Raw genomic sequence first — 17,387 nt, 5'->3', positions numbered from 1 at the left:
CGTCAATGCTGTGCAAGTTCAAAATATTGCATTACCAACCCTTTGGAAATTAACGTCCATCCGTCAATAGCAACAAACAAAATTAATTTCACAGGAACTGAAATAGTTACAGGGCTCATCATCATCATTCCCAATGCTAATAGAATGCTGGAAATAACTAAGTCGATAACAACAAATGGTAAGTACACATAGAAGCCAATTTCAAATGCAGATTTAATTTCACTTAACGCATAAGCAGGTAATAATGAAAATAATGTTGGTTCGGCTTCTTCTTTACTAATTTCGTCTTCAGTACGCCCCTGTTGAAGGGATTCGAAAAAAGTCACTAATTGTGGGTCAGAATACTTTTGCAAATACGTTTTATAGCGTCCTAGCCCGTCATCAACAAAGTTATCAATCGATTCAACATTACTAAAATCGACGCTTTCTTGGCGCATATAGTTATTCACGTCCTGCAATACTGGCATCATCACAAATAGAGATAATAATAGAGCAATTGCATTCAATACCATGGTCGAAGGAACTTGCTGTACACCCATTGCATTACGAACCATAATTAATACAATCGATATTTTTAAATAGCACGTTCCTGCGGCAATAATAAAGGGTAATAATGTTGAAAATGCAACTAATGCTAATAAAGGGATTTCTTGTGGTACCGTTGGCATATTAAACCCTTGAGTCACCTAGGCTAATTATGCGAGTGATTTCCAAACCTAATTCACTATCATCACCTAAGTAAATAAGCTCACCTTCAGCAACGAGTTGCTTATTTGCATAGACTTTAACTTCGCGTTCTTTATTTTCCCCAATAGAAAAAATAGAACCTGGTTGGATATTATTAAGCTCAGTAACCGCAATATCACTATGACCTAATACAAATGTAAGTTTGACATTCATATCCGCTAAATTAAATGGGCGTTCAATTTCATCTTGATATTCTTCTGTCGGTTGAGTATCTGTACCGTCTTCTTGTAATAATATTTCTTCAATCATAAATAAGCCTTCTTCTTGTTTTTGGAACCGAGCAAATACACGCCCAGCGACCAACATGTGCAACTGTAGTTGCTGAATATAAAGTGCGTCTCCCAGTGCTAATGAACGCAGTAATGAGAGGCTAATATAACTGCCCCCTAACACCCAATCAGCGAGGAGTGAGAGGTTTTCCAAACCACCATTTGCTTGCTCACGTACTGCCAAACCGTCAATTGGAGCACAAAGAAAAGCCTTTCCAAGATGCTTTTCTTTCACAGACAAACTAAACTGGTTAATCGCGTTACCATCAATAACTTCAACCGATTGGTAATTAAACTGGCTATCAAAAAAGCATTTGTCCTTATTTTCGAAAGCAAAAATGTCACAGAGCATTTGGCTACTTAATGAACTCCATGCATAATGCGCCAAGTCAGGCCAGCGATACCGGCACCAATCCTCAACATGCGTCAACACATTCACCTGTTGCATTTCCTTCTGTAAACACACATTGAAATAACGCTGCTGTGAATGTGTACCGTGGGTAACCACCTCGACTTGGTATTGTTGCTGCCAAGTTTTTAACTGCCTTTCTCGCTGACTGACTCGCCGAATTTTCAACATATTTAATCTTCTTCTTGCTGATGCTGTTCCTGCTGACGCTGTTTTTGCTGTTGGTCATGCTGACCGCGTTCTTGTTCTTGGCGGAAATAAATATTTTTTTCACTACTTAATAAATGTTTATTGTCCTGCAACACATGCTGTACCTCGCGGCTATAGGTAGACGCAATAACATCTGTTTTTGTCGCTAATTCAAACGTTACCGACGGTGCATTCTTCCATTGCTGAAAGGTATAAGTTAAGGTTCGCGGTGAACTCTCATTCACTTGAGCATTCTTAATTGCATTACTATGCTCAATCCATTGTTCCACCTTTTGCGCGGTCGAGGACAGCTCGCTAGCTGGGGTCCCCACGGCAACCTGAGCCTGTGGCACCATCGCAACTTCAACAGGCATCGGGCTATTTCGAGCTATATTAGCGCCATCATTATTTGTGTTCTCTTGCAAAACGGACTGGTTTTTCTCACTTTTCGTCAGAATTTGCATAAAACGCTCTGTGGATATTCCTGCATGCTCATCAACACTCGGTTGGTGACCTTCTAGCATTGTTTCTAAGGCCGCTACCCCATGCTCATTACTGCTTTGCCCCTCACTACTTGTCTGTATTGACTCTGGTGACCCCATCATTTTTTCAGCGGTAATCACCTCTGAGATAAATGGCTTTTCGGGGGACAACAGGGTAGAAAAAACATGCTGTTGACCTTTATTCGCAACTGAAGCTTTCACATCATTTTCATTGTTGAATAAATTTAACACCGGTTGTTCAGTAGCCTCACCTTCCATTGCGCCGGATGAACGCAATAAGCTATTCGGCTTTAACACTGCATCAGAATTGTGTGTATGAAGAATTGGCATACCACTCATATTGATTAACGGAATATCATCATCTAACAGCGTATAATCTTCTAAATCGTCTTGAACATCGCCTAGAATCAATGTGCTATCTTCCTCATTCCCCTCTAATAACAACGGGTTAGACTCACCGTTAAGTAACCATGTGCCATCTATCTCTAATTGGGGAGTAAAATGTTCTACAATCAGCGCTTCCACTTGTAATACATTCTGCGGTTCAGTTTCCAACATCATGTGGTCTGTATTTTGGGGTAAATAGCGTAAAGGCATAGAAACGACCGGCTCCGCAATCCCCATAGAAGCAGTATATTGCCCCCCTAAACATAGGGTATTACTCGCAAAATCGGATTGTGTTTTTGGTTTAAGTAATGTCTTTTGTGCAAAAACATTTGCGACTTTCTTAGCGAGTCGCTGAAAAGAAAGAGCATTTGCGTTTTCTTTACCTTGTTGGTTATAGCCATGTGTTGGTTTTACGATTGCTCCAACTAGCTCAGTGGTATTATTGATTACTTTTTCACTCGAAAGTGATTTAATTGCTGACATGAACAAATAGCTCCTCTATTTCATGTTGCTGCTGACGCTCTGATTTTAAACATTGTTTAGTACGTTGCTGTTTGAGATATTTTTGGAATTTTTCACACTTGTTGTGTAACAAAAGTGCCTGTGCTTTTATTTGTTCTGCTAATTGTTGGTATTTTTCTATTTGTACCGACATGCTGTCGATTTGATATTCAAATTGCGCAATATTTGCCAAAACCGCAGCTTTGAGGCGTTGGCGTTCCCAAAATGCAATCGGTTTTAGTTCTTGAGACTTTTCATATAAAATAACTTGTGCCGCTAAAATTCTGACCCGCTCCTGAACTTCGGAAATATTTTGCTGTAATTCATAGATAGCTAAGTTTATTTTTCCTTGTTCTTGCCGTGTTTTATCTAAGCGGCGCTCAGTGAGAAGTAATAAGTTTTTAACACTCATGACACTAATCGATTGAGTTGCGTCAATATATCTTCAGAACTTTCAGGCTGTTCCATCCCTTGTTTTAAAAACATTTCAATATCCGTTTGCTTTGCTAGTGCCCTATCGTTATCCACATTTTCCCCTTCACGGTATTCACCTAAATCTAAATACAACTGAAGTTGCTCAAGTTTCCCAAGCATTTCACGTACTTCGCCCGCGGCTTTTCTATGCTCTGGTGAAGTGACTTTGGGGAAAACACGGCTGATACTTTGCAAAATATCAATGGCGGGATAATGACCCCGGCCAGCAAGTTTATGACTAAGATAAATATGTCCATCGAGGATTGAGCGAATTTCGTCACCAATAGGATCAGCCTCATCTTCACTCTCAAGCAAAACCGTATAAAAAGCCGTGATGGCACCTTGTTTCAAACGCCCGGGACGTTCGAGTAACATGGGTAATTGCTCAAATACAGAGGCAGGGTATCCACGCCTTGCCGGTAATTCCCCCGTTGCCAATGCAACATCTCGTAACGCCCTTGCGTAGCGCGTCATGGAATCAACATATAGCAACACGTTACGCCCTAAATCACGGTAATACTCCGCAATAGTCGTCGCTAATAATGCGGCATTGCAACGCTCTATTGGCGGGCTATCCGATGTGGCATACACTAAAATAGTTTGTGCAGCATGAGGGGAATGCTTCAATTCCTCTATAAACTCAATAACTTCTCGACCTCGTTCCCCAATTAAAGCCACCACATGAATATCCGCACTAGCATGGTTAATGATCATATTCATCAATGACGTTTTTCCACTTCCCGCCGCAGCGAAAATACCAATTCTCTGCCCTAAACCACAGGTCAATAGCCCATCTATTGCACGGACACCTGTCATTAAAGGCTCATCAATTGGACGCCGTTGTGTAACGTTAGCCGGTGGACTATCAATCCGTTGCAAACGGTTATCAAGATAAGAAACTTCATCAGCATTCTCAGTTAATTGTCCAACTTGCTCACCCGCCGCATTAAAAATTTTCCCTGCCAACGATTCATTCACAGAAAAAACAAATGGGTAGCCACTTGGGCGAATAACCACCTCACGCGTTAAACCTTGAATACGCCCAATTAAACTTAATACCGTTAAACCTTCTTTAAAGCCCACAACTTGGGCTTTCGCAATAATCTCTGGATGCGAAATAGACCGTTCGATAAAACAAATTTCACCAATAAACACCCCTTGTAGGGGTGCTTCAATTAGGCATCCATGAATGCGCGCAGGATGCGCGCAGATATCAAAGAGTTTCATTTTTTATCTTGATAATTTAGGCTGAAAGTTGATCACGCAATACATTTGCGCGCTCAAAAAACTCTTCAAAACTATTTGAAAATAATGACATTTCATTCAAAGCTGAATTTTTTAAAACTGCAGATAAAATAAGCGTGTCATCAACCAAATTTAAAGCAGGCTGACCAACTTGGAAATTATTAGGCGGATACTCCATCATAGATTTCAATAATAAACCGCTCACCGAATCTAAACGGCTATAATTACACTCTGATAAAGCACACCAAATAATAATATCGTCCGATGTTAGGTCAATATTAATTGCCGGTGAATCATTCATTTCTAATTGAATATTCGAGTGGCAATCTAATTGGGTATTAATTAAATCATCACGTCCCATTTCACCTAAATATTCATTTAGTACTTCTACAAAACGGTATTTCATATTTTTATTCCTTATGTTTATTTGATAATGTTTTACTATCGGTAATTGCTATTGGTTATATTGTATTAATAACGTTAACTTTTACGGTCTCAGAAACTTCATTGAAAGAGAGCACTTCCAATTCAGGGAATCGAGCCTCTAGGATTTTTTTAACAAAACGGCGAATATCAACTGGCACTAACATGCTGATATCTCTAACAGACAAGTAGCTATTTTCTAACGCTAGCTCAGCTGCTTGAATCAACGCATTACTGGTTTCTGGTTCAAGGTGTAAATACACCCCTCCAGATGATTGGCGAATTCCTTGGCGGATCGTGTCTTCAGTCACTGAATTGACCATTAATACATTTAAACGCCCCTCGACGGCAAAACGCGAAGAGATATAACGCGCCATACCACTGCGAATATGCTCAACTAACATCAAACTATCTTTTTCTTTAGGTACCCATTGCACCAAATTTTCAATAATGAGCTTCATGTTCCGTACTGATATTTTTTCCATCAATAAACGCTGGAAAACCTCTGTAACCTTCTGTACTGTTACATGGCGATAACACTCTTTCAGTAGTTCAGGGTATTTTCTCTCAAGGTCGTCAAGTAGGTTTTTAGTTTCTTGGATACCAAAAAATTCATTAATATGACGCAGCATCAAGGTACTAACACAATCAATCATTTCCGTAATATCATCACGGCTATATAACCCTAGTTGTTCAATGCTTTGTTTCTCTTGGTTCGCAACCCAATGGCTCGTAACACCATATTCATCAGTGTACTTGGTTAATTCGATTCCAAGATGCTCCAACTCATCCGTTTGTGTTAATAGGCGATGACCATGAAAATAAATATCGTATTCACCCGCTTTAACTTCATTAATTAAAACCACAATTTTATTTTCGGGTACAATAGGAGAGTAATTAATCGCAATATCAGGAATACGATACCCATAACGAATAAACACATCTTTTTTCATTCGCGTTAGAAAACGATGTTCTTCTAAATGCGTTTTATAATCCTGATTAACAGAAATAATAATGGGTAGTGTTTCAGGAATATATTCTTCCTCAAATTCTTGATTTGCACGCTGAGTTTCCCCTTCGGTCACTTCAGGATTAACACACTGACTTTCTTGTTGGGTCTCATGAGTTTTCTTCTTACGGTTTTTGTAATGACGAACACCAAACAACCCAAAAAGAAGAGCAGAAAGAAGTAAAAATATACTCGTCGGGAAGCCCGGCAAAAAGCCCATGAAAAATACAATTAAACCAGTAATTAAAATAGTAAAATTGTTGGCAAATAGCTCAGAGACAATGTTTTCCCCTAAGTTTTTATCATTGCCCCCTACACGAGTGACAATAAAGCCCGCACTAATAGAGATCAGCAGCGCTGGAATTTGTGCAACTAAACCATCACCTATCGTTAATAATGAAAAAGTATTTAAGGCCGTTGATACATCCATACCTTGCTGGGCTGTACCAACAGAGATACCACCAATTAAGTTTACAAAAATGATAACAATACCGGCGATAGCATCCCCTTTAATAAACTTCATTGCACCATCGAATGAACCAAATAACTGGCTTTCTTTTTCTAAATCGCCTCGTTTCTCTTTAACGGTTGCCTCATCGATAACACCTGCACGTAAATCTGCATCAATACTCATTTGTTTACCAGGCATCGCATCCAAAGAAAAGCGAGCGGCAACTTCAGCAATACGTTCAGAACCTTTGGTAATAACGATAAATTGTACGATAGTCACAATGGCAAAAACCACCATCCCAACGACTAAGTTATCTTGAATAACAAACTCACCAAACGTGGCAATAATATCCCCAGCATCCGCCTCTAATAGAATCAAACGACTAGTACTAATTGATAGCGCCAATCTAAATAATGTACTTATTAATAATATGGATGGAAATGATTGAAAATTCAGTACCCGTGTAATATAGAAAGAGCTCATAAAAATGAGGACTGAAATCATAATATTTAAGCCAATTAATAAATCGACCAATATTGTAGGTAATGGAATAATTAACATCGCAATTACCATCACCATAATAACCAATACCATTAACTCTGGCCGTTGGCGGATTTGTAATAAAAATCCAGTTATGCTTTTCATAGAGTTATTTATTTCCTATTTTTATTTTTTGATAATTTCTTGTGCCACAATGTCATTCATTTGTTTTTTTAAATGTTCCAATATTTCATCCCTTGATTCCAATATAGGAAATACCGAAATCGGAATAGTAGAAAAGGCCAAAAATACTAATTGCAAAAACCTTGCTCGCGTCTCTGTGTGCATGAACCGTAATTCTTTATTCACAAATATGACAATTTGCTCTTCAAAATCAGCTAGCCCACGAATACCGCTAATAAATATTTGGCTGAGGGATTTCTCTAACACCAATTTTTGGTTATCTATTTGATAACGAAAAAAATCCGCTTGAAAAATTTTCTGGCTAAAGATGCAATCAAGAGATTGCAGTTCACGTAAACGACCAACTCGAATAAAAAAATTACCAAATTCACTGATATTCACATCACCAAGCGGCAATGCTTGTAGATCACACGCTAAGGCTCGAGCCAAATAACGCATCATATTTTCCCGCTCTTGGAGTTCCATGACTTCAACCCATTGTTCATATAAATATACGACAGGGCCGTCATAACCAATGAATTCACGGTAAACACTACGCAAGTTCCCTGCGCTTTGTTTCAATTTTTGAGCAAATGCCTTGGCAAGTAATGCCACGTTAGCGCCAGCTTGTGCACTACGCGCATTTTCTTCATTCAATAATTGCTCATAAAGTGTTTCGAGATATGCTATTTGCTCATTTTTAAACTTTTTGCGATGAATTAATGAAGCAAGCGCCATTAATAAATCACTAGGATCTGGAAAAAATTGCAATAATAAAGTGCGTAATTGCCGAGGATTCATTAACTGCTTATTTAGCAGAGCCTCAATTTGGGTAATTTTTCCATCTGCATTGCTATCTAAAATACGCTCAGCAAAGCGCATCCATTCTTCTTCAGGGTCTTTACGAGAACTTCCTCTGCGAATATGGCTTGCCGCTAACATGGCCATTGAGGCATATTCGCTGCTGCTGTCAATGACCCCTAACCCTCGGGTTACCTCGTCACTGTCGTCAGTATTACTCTTCGCTGACGCCCTGCTTTTATCTTGCGTACCAACCGAAAAACGGTTGCTATAGTTCAGTGGCGTTATTGCCATGACTCGCTCATATACTGTTGGAGAAATTGTACCGTGCCATGCAACTGACTATTGTGCTGTGTAATACGCGTTTTTTCTGAAAACTGACGCCCATCCCAAGCTTCGTTTTCATCTAATAAACGCGGTTGGATCAAAAACAACCTTACCATTTTTTGCTGATTAACTGACGAGCTACTAAATAAGCCGCCAACAAAAGGAATATCGCCTAGTCCAGGAATTTTGCTTTCATTTTCAATATATTGTTCACGCGTATAACCACCGATAAGTAAACTGCTGTCTTTCGCGATACGAGCAACAGTATTAATAGTCGTGCGGTTAATCGATGGCAACCCCTCAACACTTGAAGCTTTACCATCACTTCCATGACTTTGTGCACCGTCTTCAATGTTAACTTCCATTTCGACCTGATGACCCGCAGAAATACGAGGCATCACACTGATCATGGTTCCGTAAGTCACTTGCTCTAATGTCGCAATGCGCTCACCTTGTAACTTAGCGTAAAAACTGGTGTTGTTATCGAATAAAGCAGGAATGTTTTCTTGAGTCAGTAAAACAGGACGTGACACAATATGCCCATTTCCCTTTTTACTTAATGCATCAATCTGTAATAAAAAATCTTGGCTATTTGATAGTGTGCTACGGTTAAATGCGACAGCCCCTCGACCCGCTTTAAAGGTGCCAACTTCCCAATTCACCCCCAAGTTGTCTAACTCTGATCGTGTTATGTCAATAATCCACAAAGATAATTCGACTTGTCGACGACGAGTATCTAAGGTCCTAACCAGTTGCCTAACATAGTTAATTTGTTCTTGGCTACCTTTGACAATCAAACTATTGCTATCAGAGTGCGCCACCAGCGAGAGTACATTTCTCCCTGACGAGCTTTTCACTATCACTTGTTTCTGTGATGGAACACTTTCACCAATAGGAGCATCTAATAATTCATCAATTGAATCTTCTACTGAGTTCAATTTGGCTGGCTGAACATTAATCGTTTCTTCAACGGTGTTTCCGTTATCTTTAAATAAAGCCGAAATGACCGTTAACATGCCAGGTACCGTTGTACTTTGGCCGCGCGATGTATAGCTTCGGTCAGTAACTGAGGCATGTTTTAAAGAGATAACCACAACCTCACTGCCCACTTGTTCTTCTTGTTGAATCTGCTTATCTAAATACAGTGCCGCAGCCTTAATTAGCTCAACATATAAAGGCGGCCCCGAAACAAACAATAAGCTATCACCTCCTTGAGAACGAACAGGAAAGCGTTCATCATAAATGCCATTACGTTGAATATAATTGAGAACCTGCCCACTACTAACACCATGAGTCGGTATAATCGTACTGCGCATTTCACTATTATCGTAAACATAAATACTGGCACCATCGTCATACCACACTAATGCAATACGGCGAGTTAATGCTTTAAACATCTCATCCGCATTGGCTAGATTAAAATTGCCCGTTACTTTTTTCTGTGCCGCTAATTTACTTAAAATAATAGGCTTGTTTAATTGCTCAGCGACCGCCTCAAAAACTTTGCCAACAGCAATATTATTTGCAACAAATGTGTCATGGTTTTTTTCTTGAGCTACAGGTTGTGCAACAAAAATTTCAGACTGAGCTGAATAACCACTCATCGATAATAAAAGGAGTGCCAGTAATACCACTCCTCTTTTGTTACTGCTCATATAAATTGTCTCCAAGATGTCTTATTTCTGAAGGGGTAAGTCCCAACTCTTTTTTAAGATCATTGGTGAAGTGTGAGGCAGAGCAGTAACCCGCTTCTAATCCCACATCCAAAATTGAGCTTTCACTTTCAATTAATTGCAAAATAGCGTTTGCCATGCGAACACTCATAATCTTTCGCTTCGCTGTTTTATTAAAGTTTTCTCGATAAAGCTGTCTAAAATAAGAGGCTGAAACTCCATAACGAGCACAAAGCTGATTAATATTGGCACTTTTATCACTCTGCGCTGCAGAAAGAATAAATCGCATCATTCCGTAGGCTTCATATTTACGCAATATATTGCACCAAAACTCAAATTCAGGTTGCTCTCTAATGACTAAATCGATGACAACATTTTTAACTGATATGGTTGTAAAAAACTCTTCATCCAATGGAATATATTCTTGTACTATTTCATTACTAGAACCACATTTCGCTTTCTTAGAAAGGAAAGATTGCTTTGTTGCAGTATCAATAACAGCAAGAATTTCAACTAACTCTGATAACTCTATTGAGTAAATATCCCAGTTTGGGTTGTTATTAGTACTCAACACTGCATCATTGGCGATAAATATAGCGTTTTTTTCAAATTGAATATTTAAGTTTGAATATGGAGATTTATAACAAAAAGTCGCTGCTCCCTCAGAGGGAACTGCCAAAATCAGTTTATCCTGCAAAGAAAAACAGAGATCCCCATGTTTCAATAATGCAGCAATGTCTTTCTTTAGCATTATATAAGCCCTTTCTATTGATTAATATTTAGAATCAGGGTGCGGGATGCTCGCACAAAACACAAAGGAATAAAGCAGAATACTTCATACTTTGCCTCCTCACCCCTTAGTGTAAATGAATAAGATCTATTCAGCTGACTGAATAATATTTTCACTGTTTAATACGTTTAAATAATTTTATTGAGATTACATGTATGACAGACATAAATAACCGCACTTACATTATGAGGATCGCCAGTGGTGAAATGTGCGATCAGGAAATAATAATAAATTTAGATGCTAACTTGATTATTATTGGTGAGGATAATGATTACAAAACTAATATTTCTGATGAAGGGTTCACGAGTTACTCGATACCCAGCCATCAGGAAGCTTTTACCTTCTCAATCATTTCCTATGAAGACCAGATCGCGATTGACCTTCATACTAAAAATCAAAGTAAAATCATCCCAATCAATCTGCATGAGACTGTTTTAAAAGAGCTATTTCCTTTTGCGATTAAACGTATCGATACACCTTGGGAGCTCCCTCTTATGGAGGAAACTATTCCAGACAGTACTATTAAAACAGAAAAAATGAGGCATAAATTTAAAAAATCGCCATACGCCAGCAAAATAATAATCGGTATATCAATAATCACACTGGCATTTATCGGTTTCATGTCTATTCCCTATAATTCCGAAACAACAAAAACAATAGTAGAGAAAAAAAGACACGCTATTGAAGAGTTGATTAATGGAAACCATTACCCAGTCGTGGTCACTGAAGGCAAAAAAGATGAAATCCTGGTTTTAGTTAAAACTCAAAGGGATTTAGATTGGAGCATGCAACGTCTATTAAAATCTAAGTATCGCAATCAATTTAAAATAAATAAAATCAGTTATGTTGAATATGAAATAGAGAATAAACTAGCAGAATTCATTCCTAACTTGTTAAAAATAAATATTGATAACCCATGCAACCCTACTATAAAACTATTAAAAGAAAAAATATCAAGTAAAGAAATAGAGTTTATCAACCAAACATTCTCAAGTTATTTTCAATGTTATAGTAAAAGTGAATTTAAAACTTCAAACATTGATGAATTAATAAAAAAATCCGAACTAGGATTAACAGAAAGTAATGTTCAATGGCATAAAATAACCGAAAATAACAAAACAATCTTCGTTATTAAAGATAGTTTAAATGACAAACAAACTACTTCATTAATAACTTTCGTAAGTTCGTTTTATCAACAATGGGGAGAAAGACAAATTCAATTTTCTATTTCATTAGCCAATAATGAATTAACAGGCAAGTCTTTTATCACAAAATCCAATGGTTATATTTTATTAGGTAACAACCATTGGTTATTCAATTCAAATAGATTTTAATATTAACAAAAAAGAGGAAGTTATTATGCCAACTACTGGTTCAACTACAGGTTCAACTACAGGTTCAACTACAGGAGAATGGGACGCATCAACCTTCGAAACCATCGACTCTATACGAAGTAAATATGGGATGATGTACCGTGCTTCCGCTGGTATCAGTACAAGAACAAAAGCGATTGCAGACGAATTACATGCTATGCTTAATAATTCCACACTTGAAGTAGACAATCCATTAGTACTAGGTCAGATTACCGCATTAAGTGGTAACTATAATATGGCTCGTCAATTACAAAGCAACGTCATGAAATCGATTAAAGACGCCGCTCAAGCAATCATCCGTAACGTTTAATAAGCCTATAAGGGAGCTGTTATATATAGCACCCTTATTTTCTATAGGATAAATTTATGATTACCCCAATATCACTTTCTACATTACCTAATATTACCGATGATATTAAAACAGCAGTACCGATAGGTTCATTTGAAGACAAAGTAAAACAATTATTTGCAGAATATACTGCAGCAGCTAGTAATGAAAAAGCCAATTTAATTAATCAAGCCAATAATACAGATGTCAGTAACCCAGCTAAATTACTTGAAATTCAAAATCAAGTCGGTAATTACAATTTAGCCATGAGTATGGTGAGTACACTAACACATAAAAGTGTTTCCGCGATTGATACGGTATTAAAAGCACAATAAGCCATGAATATTTTAAAGAAACTACTGTTAATTAGCTTTGTAGGTTTATTACTGGGGTGTGATAACCAATTACTACTCAGTAACTTAAGCCAACGGCAAAGCAACGAGGTGCTAGCGATTTTGCAGGAGCATGGCGTTGAAGCTCACCGTAAACACGATAATAAAACGGGAGACTCCATTCGAGTTTCCCCCGACAACTTCGTGATTGCAGTCGACTTATTGCGCCAGTATAACTTGCCATCAAAAGACCCAGTCGAAATTATCCAAGCCTTTCCTGGTGATTCACTGGTCGCTTCTCCGCAAGCAGAGCGAACACGTTTACTTTCTTTGATTGAACAACGCCTTGAACAATCATTACTGTCTATTCCACAAGTCGTCAATGCCAGAGTACATGTCAGCTACCCATTAAATGGCAATGGTTCGGCTAAACAAGTACAAAAAATATCAAGTCTGGTGACATATTCAGGGAATGAAGACCCCAAGATGATGATGAATAAGATCAAACTGTTTTTAAACAGTAGCTTTGCAGAAACCACTTACGATAATGTTTCTGTGGTGATTGTTAACCGACCACCATTGCAATACCAAATTAAATCAGAACCGACAGGTTTAATTAACCCAATCATTCTGGGTGCCATTATTAGCATTATCGTTTTATTGTTTGGCTTATTAGTTTTTATCTGGAAGCGCCAAGCAAATAAAAAAGCCCCCATAAAAATGGTTGAGAATGCGCCCAATGCAGAGACTAAATAAACTCCTTATTCAACAGCAAGATATTTTTCTTGCACCTGGTAGCTATTTCCACTCGGAATTTAATGGTGATTTTTATCATCAATTACCCGTTTTATTACAGGAGCAGCATAACCACAAACTGATAGAACAATACGCATTACCCAGCGCAAACCCTCGTACTCCCTTATTGCCTAACGTACTATCCATACACTGGAAGCAATTACCCATTGTGGCAGTGCACATTGGAGGGGTAATGCAAACTGAGTCTCAGCAACAATCAAGGAAATTACCAAATAGTGAAACATTACGCCGATATTTCCGCAGGCCATTAAATGCCCAAGATATATTAAACAATAATGCACCTACCGCATTAATTGCATTAGGTGCTGCAAAGGTTTTATCGAGTTTAGCCCCTTTTGGCAGCGCTTATATCCTACGTGCTAAGTATATGTTTAATCGTGAAATTCAACAAATGATCCCAGCACATAGAGAAACAATGTTGCCTTGGAATATCATTGAAGAAATATGCCATTATATTAATAGAAACAAAAACAATGAAAATACCGCCATCAGTTAAAGAGACTTCACAAGAAAGAGTGTTAATTAAAAAACGAGCTTTAAGTGCCTCTCAATACCAAAAAAATGTAATTCAATATGCTCAATCTAAGGCAAATGATTACTACCAGCAGGCAGTAAGTGAAAAAGAAAGCATATACCAAACCGCTTATCAGCAAGGTTATAATGATGGTGCTAAACAATTACTTGCCGATTTCATTGAAAGCCTTAATAACAGCGAAATCGCATTACAAAAACGACTTAGCCAAAGTGCAGAACAACTTGAAACGTTACTCGTTAAATTGTTTAGTGACCCACGCATAAAGGATATTGTGGCAGATTATTTTCTTCATCAACAGGAAAACCCTTGTAATATAAACCTACACCTTCCCGCTGATATGCAACCCTTTTTGAAAGAGCAGCATTCTGGAATACAAGTTCAAACAAATACAAGTAGCACAACCATTGCATTAGAGGTAGATAATAAAATTTGTTATTTTTCGCCATCAATTGCTGCCAAAAATACGTTACCGCAAATTTTTTCTGTCGCTAACCGCTGCCAAATTATAGAAAAACGGAAAAAAGCGTATCAAGCGCTAATTACATTATTGAACATTCATCGAGGCGAACATGACTCTATTAGTAAATAATCTAAACTCATCACCACTGTTGACGTTAACGCCAGAACTTACTTTGTCATCGAAGCAAGACATTCAACAAAAAATGACAGCGGCGTCCAACCCAACCTCTTCATCTACTTTAAATGATAAAAAAACTACGGCTATCCCCATGTCATCGGAGACAAAAATGAAAATTGATCTTTTCATTAATCAATTAGAACAAAAAGATAGCGAGAAAGAGTTCTTTGCCTACTTTTTTAAGACCATGATCCACTTAAGTAAAAATGAAAAAGAAGAGTTTATTGCTGGAGCTTCTCAAGCCCTTTCATCACGCTCAGATGAAAAAGTCCCGTCACTTAATGACCGATTTAATAAAGCTTTAAAGCGTTATATCTCAATCAGCCTGATGAGTGCACCTATATCAGAACAACTCAACCGTAATATTGGTCAGATAAAATTAGAAACTGATGATGAGGATGATGTTGAGATCATTTAATTTTACCGCCCCCATCAATTTCAATTGTTGGGGGTATTATCAATCATTAATAAATTTCGTCTTAATTTTTAATAAAAAACATACGACCTGAACTCGCCCAACAAAAAAATAAAAAATATCACTATTTTTTTGATATATATACCCACCATAAATGCCTTAAATTTACCCTGTTGTCATAATATGTCTTAATATAAAAAAACGACCTTATTTTTATGTAACATCATTTTTTTATATTGAAGCATATATTATCGCCAGTTAGGGTAGATATGACTTATTATCAGTTTATTAATTATGGAAAAATGTATGAGTAGTGTTGATTACAATGAAATCGAGCCAACGGTCTTATTAGCTGAACAAGTCGTTTATGACCCATTAAAAAGAACCCTTTCACGAGGGAAAATATCCGCTAATCTTACCGAAAACGAGTCTTGTTTATTAAAAATATTATTAACTAAGACAAGCAACAAGAGAGAAGTTATGTATGAAATTTGGGAGAAAAGAGGAACTATTGTGACTGAAAGTAGCTATTACAAGCTAGTTAGGCAGTTACGCCAATCTTTTAAAAAGGTTGATTTAGACGAAAATTTGATTATGACCTTACCTAGAATTGGCATTTTATATACTGGGGAAAAATCAGAGATGCCTATTTTATCAAAATACAATTTAGGAAACACATTATATTCTTATATTAAATGTTTCTTCCAGAAAATCTTTGTCCGTTCATTCCAATAAGTTGAGTTATTATCATGCTAATTATTAAAGCATTAAGAAAAGCATATAAGTCTTTGTTACCTATATTATTTATTAGCACATTGTTAGGCTGTAGCTATTTTCCTAAAAACTTTCTAAGCAACACAGACCACCAATTACAAGGGGAGATTTATTCACAGTCAATCATTCCTGAAAATTCAGAAATTACTCTATCTATCAGCCCAATAGATACATTAGCATCACCAAAAGAGAGTTTATTAAACTATCAACTACACACCAATGAAGCTAGCAAGGTCATTAGTTTCAAACTCGATTTACTTGAGGAGCTTGTTAATAATGCTCCAAATTTAGGCATTAGCATCCGAGTTGAAAAAAATGGTGAGTTAATCTTGATGAACAATAAAGTAACAGAATTACCTAGGAATTTGTCAGAAAAAATCACACTTTCAGTATCATCAACAAAATAAGTATATAAATAATAATTCAATTAAAATTCCGTGACGAGTTTATACAAAAAACAATATCATTAATGAAATAACCGCTCAAATAAAACCATAAAATAAATTAATTATCACTCTATGACGTTTATTTTAGCCCCAAGGATGGAGCTAGGTATTTCCATTGAAATACACCATAAACATATTCTTAATTTATTCTATTCGGAGCTATTTGATGAAAACCGGAGCATGGGACCCTATTCCTAAACATTACAAAATAATAACTTGGCTAAATATTATTAGCCAAATTAGTTTTCCTTTGCCCTGTACCTTCACCCCGATCATGGCGAGTAGTTCAAATAACAATAACGTTAAATGGTTGCCAAACACCGCCTCTCTAAACTACCGTCAAACCCAACCCTATGTTTTAAAAGAGGGAGAAAGCACGGCGACCATCGCTAAACACTATAATATGTCCGTGAATTCACTAAGGAAATTGAATCAATTCCGTACCTTCGCCCATTCATTTGAACAATTAAAGCCGGGTGATGAATTAGATATCCCCATGGCTCCCCTCCCAACAATCCAGTGGGATGATATAAAACAGCCCCAACCGGCAGCAACGCCAACCCCCGAAGAAATGAAGTTCGTTCAATTCACCACTCAAGCGGGTAAATTTCTCTCAAATAAACCCAGTGTAGATTCAGCCGAAAAGCTAGCTCGCAAAGCTCGCAATATGGCGATGTCAACAGCAAGTGATTCTATTCAACAATGGCTAAATCGAACTGGCAACGCTCAAGTTCGGCTCGAGGCAGACAAGGATTTTTCACTCAGCAAGATTCACGCATTGGCCTCAACATTAACTATTATTTAGGAAAAACGTGAAAACAACATATTGACTCAGAAGCTGTTAGTAAGCTTCGTTCATTAGTTGGCAGT

General features: G+C 37.5%; 20 protein-coding genes. 10 read left to right on the top strand and 10 right to left on the bottom strand.

All coding sequences use genetic code 11. The features are described from left to right. Positions 1-2: 2 nt before the first annotated feature. Genes ACHB7C_RS17300 through ACHB7C_RS17255 form a run of 10 tightly spaced genes read right to left on the bottom strand, consistent with a single transcriptional unit; the run spans position 3 to position 10,822 of the window. Positions 3-668: an EscR/YscR/HrcR family type III secretion system export apparatus protein gene (locus tag ACHB7C_RS17300; protein WP_042843350.1), complete on the bottom strand. Its 666-nt coding sequence runs from the start codon at positions 666-668 to the stop codon at positions 3-5. Position 669: 1 nt separating this feature from the next. Next, entirely contained in the window at positions 670-1,596 is a 927-nt protein-coding gene (locus ACHB7C_RS17295; RefSeq protein ID WP_042843349.1) for a FliM/FliN family flagellar motor switch protein, read from the bottom strand. 2 nt (positions 1,597-1,598) lie between these two features. Next, positions 1,599-2,987, bottom strand: a complete 1,389-nt coding sequence (locus ACHB7C_RS17290) for a hypothetical protein (protein ID WP_129466910.1) — start codon at positions 2,985-2,987, stop codon at positions 1,599-1,601. Then, complete coding sequence (locus tag ACHB7C_RS17285) at positions 2,974-3,417, bottom strand: hypothetical protein (RefSeq protein WP_042843347.1); 444 nt, start codon at positions 3,415-3,417, stop codon at positions 2,974-2,976. Before ACHB7C_RS17285 ends, ACHB7C_RS17290 begins: the two co-directional genes overlap by 14 nt. Further along, entirely contained in the window at positions 3,414-4,706 is a 1,293-nt protein-coding gene (gene sctN / locus ACHB7C_RS17280; RefSeq protein ID WP_042843346.1) for a type III secretion system ATPase SctN, read from the bottom strand. The genes ACHB7C_RS17285 and sctN overlap by 4 nt, the downstream gene beginning before the upstream one ends. Before the next feature lie 16 nt (positions 4,707-4,722). Beyond that, positions 4,723-5,130, bottom strand: a complete 408-nt coding sequence (locus ACHB7C_RS17275) for a type III secretion system protein (RefSeq protein ID WP_048605518.1) — start codon at positions 5,128-5,130, stop codon at positions 4,723-4,725. A 55-nt stretch (positions 5,131-5,185) separates the two neighbouring features. Then, positions 5,186-7,252 (bottom strand): EscV/YscV/HrcV family type III secretion system export apparatus protein, encoded by a 2,067-nt coding sequence (locus tag ACHB7C_RS17270; protein ID WP_129466908.1) that lies wholly within the window; start codon positions 7,250-7,252, stop codon positions 5,186-5,188. Positions 7,253-7,273: 21 nt separating this feature from the next. Further along, positions 7,274-8,365, bottom strand: coding sequence for a type III secretion system gatekeeper subunit SctW (gene sctW, locus ACHB7C_RS17265; protein WP_048605520.1), 1,092 nt, complete (start codon positions 8,363-8,365; stop codon positions 7,274-7,276). Next, on the bottom strand, positions 8,356-10,053 hold the full coding sequence (gene sctC / locus ACHB7C_RS17260; RefSeq protein WP_042843340.1) for a type III secretion system outer membrane ring subunit SctC: 1,698 nt from the start codon (positions 10,051-10,053) through the stop codon (positions 8,356-8,358). Before sctC ends, sctW begins: the two co-directional genes overlap by 10 nt. After that, positions 10,043-10,822, bottom strand: a complete 780-nt coding sequence (locus ACHB7C_RS17255; RefSeq protein ID WP_198861060.1) for an AraC family transcriptional regulator — start codon at positions 10,820-10,822, stop codon at positions 10,043-10,045. The genes sctC and ACHB7C_RS17255 overlap by 11 nt, the downstream gene beginning before the upstream one ends. Positions 10,823-11,016: 194 nt before the next feature. On the opposite strand from ACHB7C_RS17255, the gene ACHB7C_RS17250 reads away from it, so the two are divergent. The 10 genes from ACHB7C_RS17250 (at position 11,017) to ACHB7C_RS17205 (ending at position 17,322) form a co-directional block, all read left to right on the top strand. After that, positions 11,017-12,195, top strand: a complete 1,179-nt coding sequence (locus ACHB7C_RS17250; protein ID WP_129466906.1) for a PrgH/EprH family type III secretion apparatus protein — start codon at positions 11,017-11,019, stop codon at positions 12,193-12,195. Between the two features lie 25 nt (positions 12,196-12,220). Then, positions 12,221-12,544 carry an EscF/YscF/HrpA family type III secretion system needle major subunit gene (locus tag ACHB7C_RS17245; protein WP_129466905.1) on the top strand — a complete coding sequence of 108 codons (324 nt, stop codon included), beginning with the start codon at positions 12,221-12,223 and terminating at the stop codon, positions 12,542-12,544. A gap of 56 nt (positions 12,545-12,600) precedes the next feature. Beyond that, entirely contained in the window at positions 12,601-12,897 is a 297-nt protein-coding gene (gene sctI / locus ACHB7C_RS17240; protein ID WP_164975530.1) for a type III secretion system inner rod subunit SctI, read from the top strand. Positions 12,898-12,900: 3 nt separating this feature from the next. Beyond that, entirely contained in the window at positions 12,901-13,650 is a 750-nt protein-coding gene (gene sctJ / locus ACHB7C_RS17235) for a type III secretion system inner membrane ring lipoprotein SctJ (RefSeq protein WP_129466904.1), read from the top strand. After that, entirely contained in the window at positions 13,634-14,206 is a 573-nt protein-coding gene (locus tag ACHB7C_RS17230) for a hypothetical protein (RefSeq protein WP_071548810.1), read from the top strand. Before sctJ ends, ACHB7C_RS17230 begins: the two co-directional genes overlap by 17 nt. Continuing rightward, the gene (locus ACHB7C_RS17225; protein ID WP_129466903.1) at positions 14,184-14,834 is read left to right on the top strand and encodes a hypothetical protein; all 651 of its coding nucleotides are present in this window, start codon (positions 14,184-14,186) and stop codon (positions 14,832-14,834) included. The genes ACHB7C_RS17230 and ACHB7C_RS17225 overlap by 23 nt, the downstream gene beginning before the upstream one ends. Then, a complete protein-coding gene (locus ACHB7C_RS17220; protein ID WP_395348029.1) occupies positions 14,815-15,300 on the top strand; it encodes a hypothetical protein in 486 nt (161 codons plus the stop codon). Before ACHB7C_RS17225 ends, ACHB7C_RS17220 begins: the two co-directional genes overlap by 20 nt. Positions 15,301-15,603: 303 nt before the next feature. Then, a complete protein-coding gene (locus ACHB7C_RS17215; protein WP_129466901.1) occupies positions 15,604-16,032 on the top strand; it encodes a hypothetical protein in 429 nt (142 codons plus the stop codon). Positions 16,033-16,046: 14 nt separating this feature from the next. Beyond that, a complete protein-coding gene (locus tag ACHB7C_RS17210) occupies positions 16,047-16,478 on the top strand; it encodes a hypothetical protein (protein WP_131680911.1) in 432 nt (143 codons plus the stop codon). A gap of 205 nt (positions 16,479-16,683) precedes the next feature. Next, the gene (locus ACHB7C_RS17205; RefSeq protein WP_395348027.1) at positions 16,684-17,322 is read left to right on the top strand and encodes a LysM peptidoglycan-binding domain-containing protein; all 639 of its coding nucleotides are present in this window, start codon (positions 16,684-16,686) and stop codon (positions 17,320-17,322) included. Positions 17,323-17,387: the final 65 nt, after the last annotated feature.

This window comes from Providencia sp. 2024EL-00732 (assembly GCF_044006275.1).
Taxonomy (GTDB): Bacteria; Pseudomonadota; Gammaproteobacteria; order Enterobacterales; family Enterobacteriaceae; genus Providencia; species Providencia huashanensis.
The sequence above is the reverse complement of the archived record's forward strand: the minus strand, read 5'-3'. Positions and strand labels throughout refer to the sequence as shown.

Bases quoted from the DNA above. Each gene is read 5' to 3' on its own strand.
- ACHB7C_RS17300 (WP_042843350.1), bottom strand. From the start codon at position 668: ATGCCAACGGTACCACAAGAAATCCCTTTATTAGCATTAGTTGCATTT.
- ACHB7C_RS17295 (WP_042843349.1), bottom strand. From the start codon at position 1,596: ATGTTGAAAATTCGGCGAGTCAGTCAGCGAGAAAGGCAGTTAAAAACT.
- ACHB7C_RS17290 (WP_129466910.1), bottom strand. From the start codon at position 2,987: ATGTCAGCAATTAAATCACTTTCGAGTGAAAAAGTAATCAATAATACC.
- ACHB7C_RS17285 (WP_042843347.1), bottom strand. From the start codon at position 3,417: ATGAGTGTTAAAAACTTATTACTTCTCACTGAGCGCCGCTTAGATAAA.
- sctN (WP_042843346.1), bottom strand. From the start codon at position 4,706: ATGAAACTCTTTGATATCTGCGCGCATCCTGCGCGCATTCATGGATGC.
- ACHB7C_RS17275 (WP_048605518.1), bottom strand. From the start codon at position 5,130: ATGAAATACCGTTTTGTAGAAGTACTAAATGAATATTTAGGTGAAATG.
- ACHB7C_RS17270 (WP_129466908.1), bottom strand. From the start codon at position 7,252: ATGAAAAGCATAACTGGATTTTTATTACAAATCCGCCAACGGCCAGAG.
- sctW (WP_048605520.1), bottom strand. From the start codon at position 8,365: ATGGCAATAACGCCACTGAACTATAGCAACCGTTTTTCGGTTGGTACG.
- sctC (WP_042843340.1), bottom strand. From the start codon at position 10,053: ATGAGCAGTAACAAAAGAGGAGTGGTATTACTGGCACTCCTTTTATTA.
- ACHB7C_RS17255 (WP_198861060.1), bottom strand. From the start codon at position 10,822: ATGCTAAAGAAAGACATTGCTGCATTATTGAAACATGGGGATCTCTGT.
- ACHB7C_RS17250 (WP_129466906.1), top strand. From the start codon at position 11,017: ATGACAGACATAAATAACCGCACTTACATTATGAGGATCGCCAGTGGT.
- ACHB7C_RS17245 (WP_129466905.1), top strand. From the start codon at position 12,221: ATGCCAACTACTGGTTCAACTACAGGTTCAACTACAGGTTCAACTACA.
- sctI (WP_164975530.1), top strand. From the start codon at position 12,601: ATGATTACCCCAATATCACTTTCTACATTACCTAATATTACCGATGAT.
- sctJ (WP_129466904.1), top strand. From the start codon at position 12,901: ATGAATATTTTAAAGAAACTACTGTTAATTAGCTTTGTAGGTTTATTA.
- ACHB7C_RS17230 (WP_071548810.1), top strand. From the start codon at position 13,634: ATGCAGAGACTAAATAAACTCCTTATTCAACAGCAAGATATTTTTCTT.
- ACHB7C_RS17225 (WP_129466903.1), top strand. From the start codon at position 14,184: ATGAAAATACCGCCATCAGTTAAAGAGACTTCACAAGAAAGAGTGTTA.
- ACHB7C_RS17220 (WP_395348029.1), top strand. From the start codon at position 14,815: ATGACTCTATTAGTAAATAATCTAAACTCATCACCACTGTTGACGTTA.
- ACHB7C_RS17215 (WP_129466901.1), top strand. From the start codon at position 15,604: ATGAGTAGTGTTGATTACAATGAAATCGAGCCAACGGTCTTATTAGCT.
- ACHB7C_RS17210 (WP_131680911.1), top strand. From the start codon at position 16,047: ATGCTAATTATTAAAGCATTAAGAAAAGCATATAAGTCTTTGTTACCT.
- ACHB7C_RS17205 (WP_395348027.1), top strand. From the start codon at position 16,684: ATGAAAACCGGAGCATGGGACCCTATTCCTAAACATTACAAAATAATA.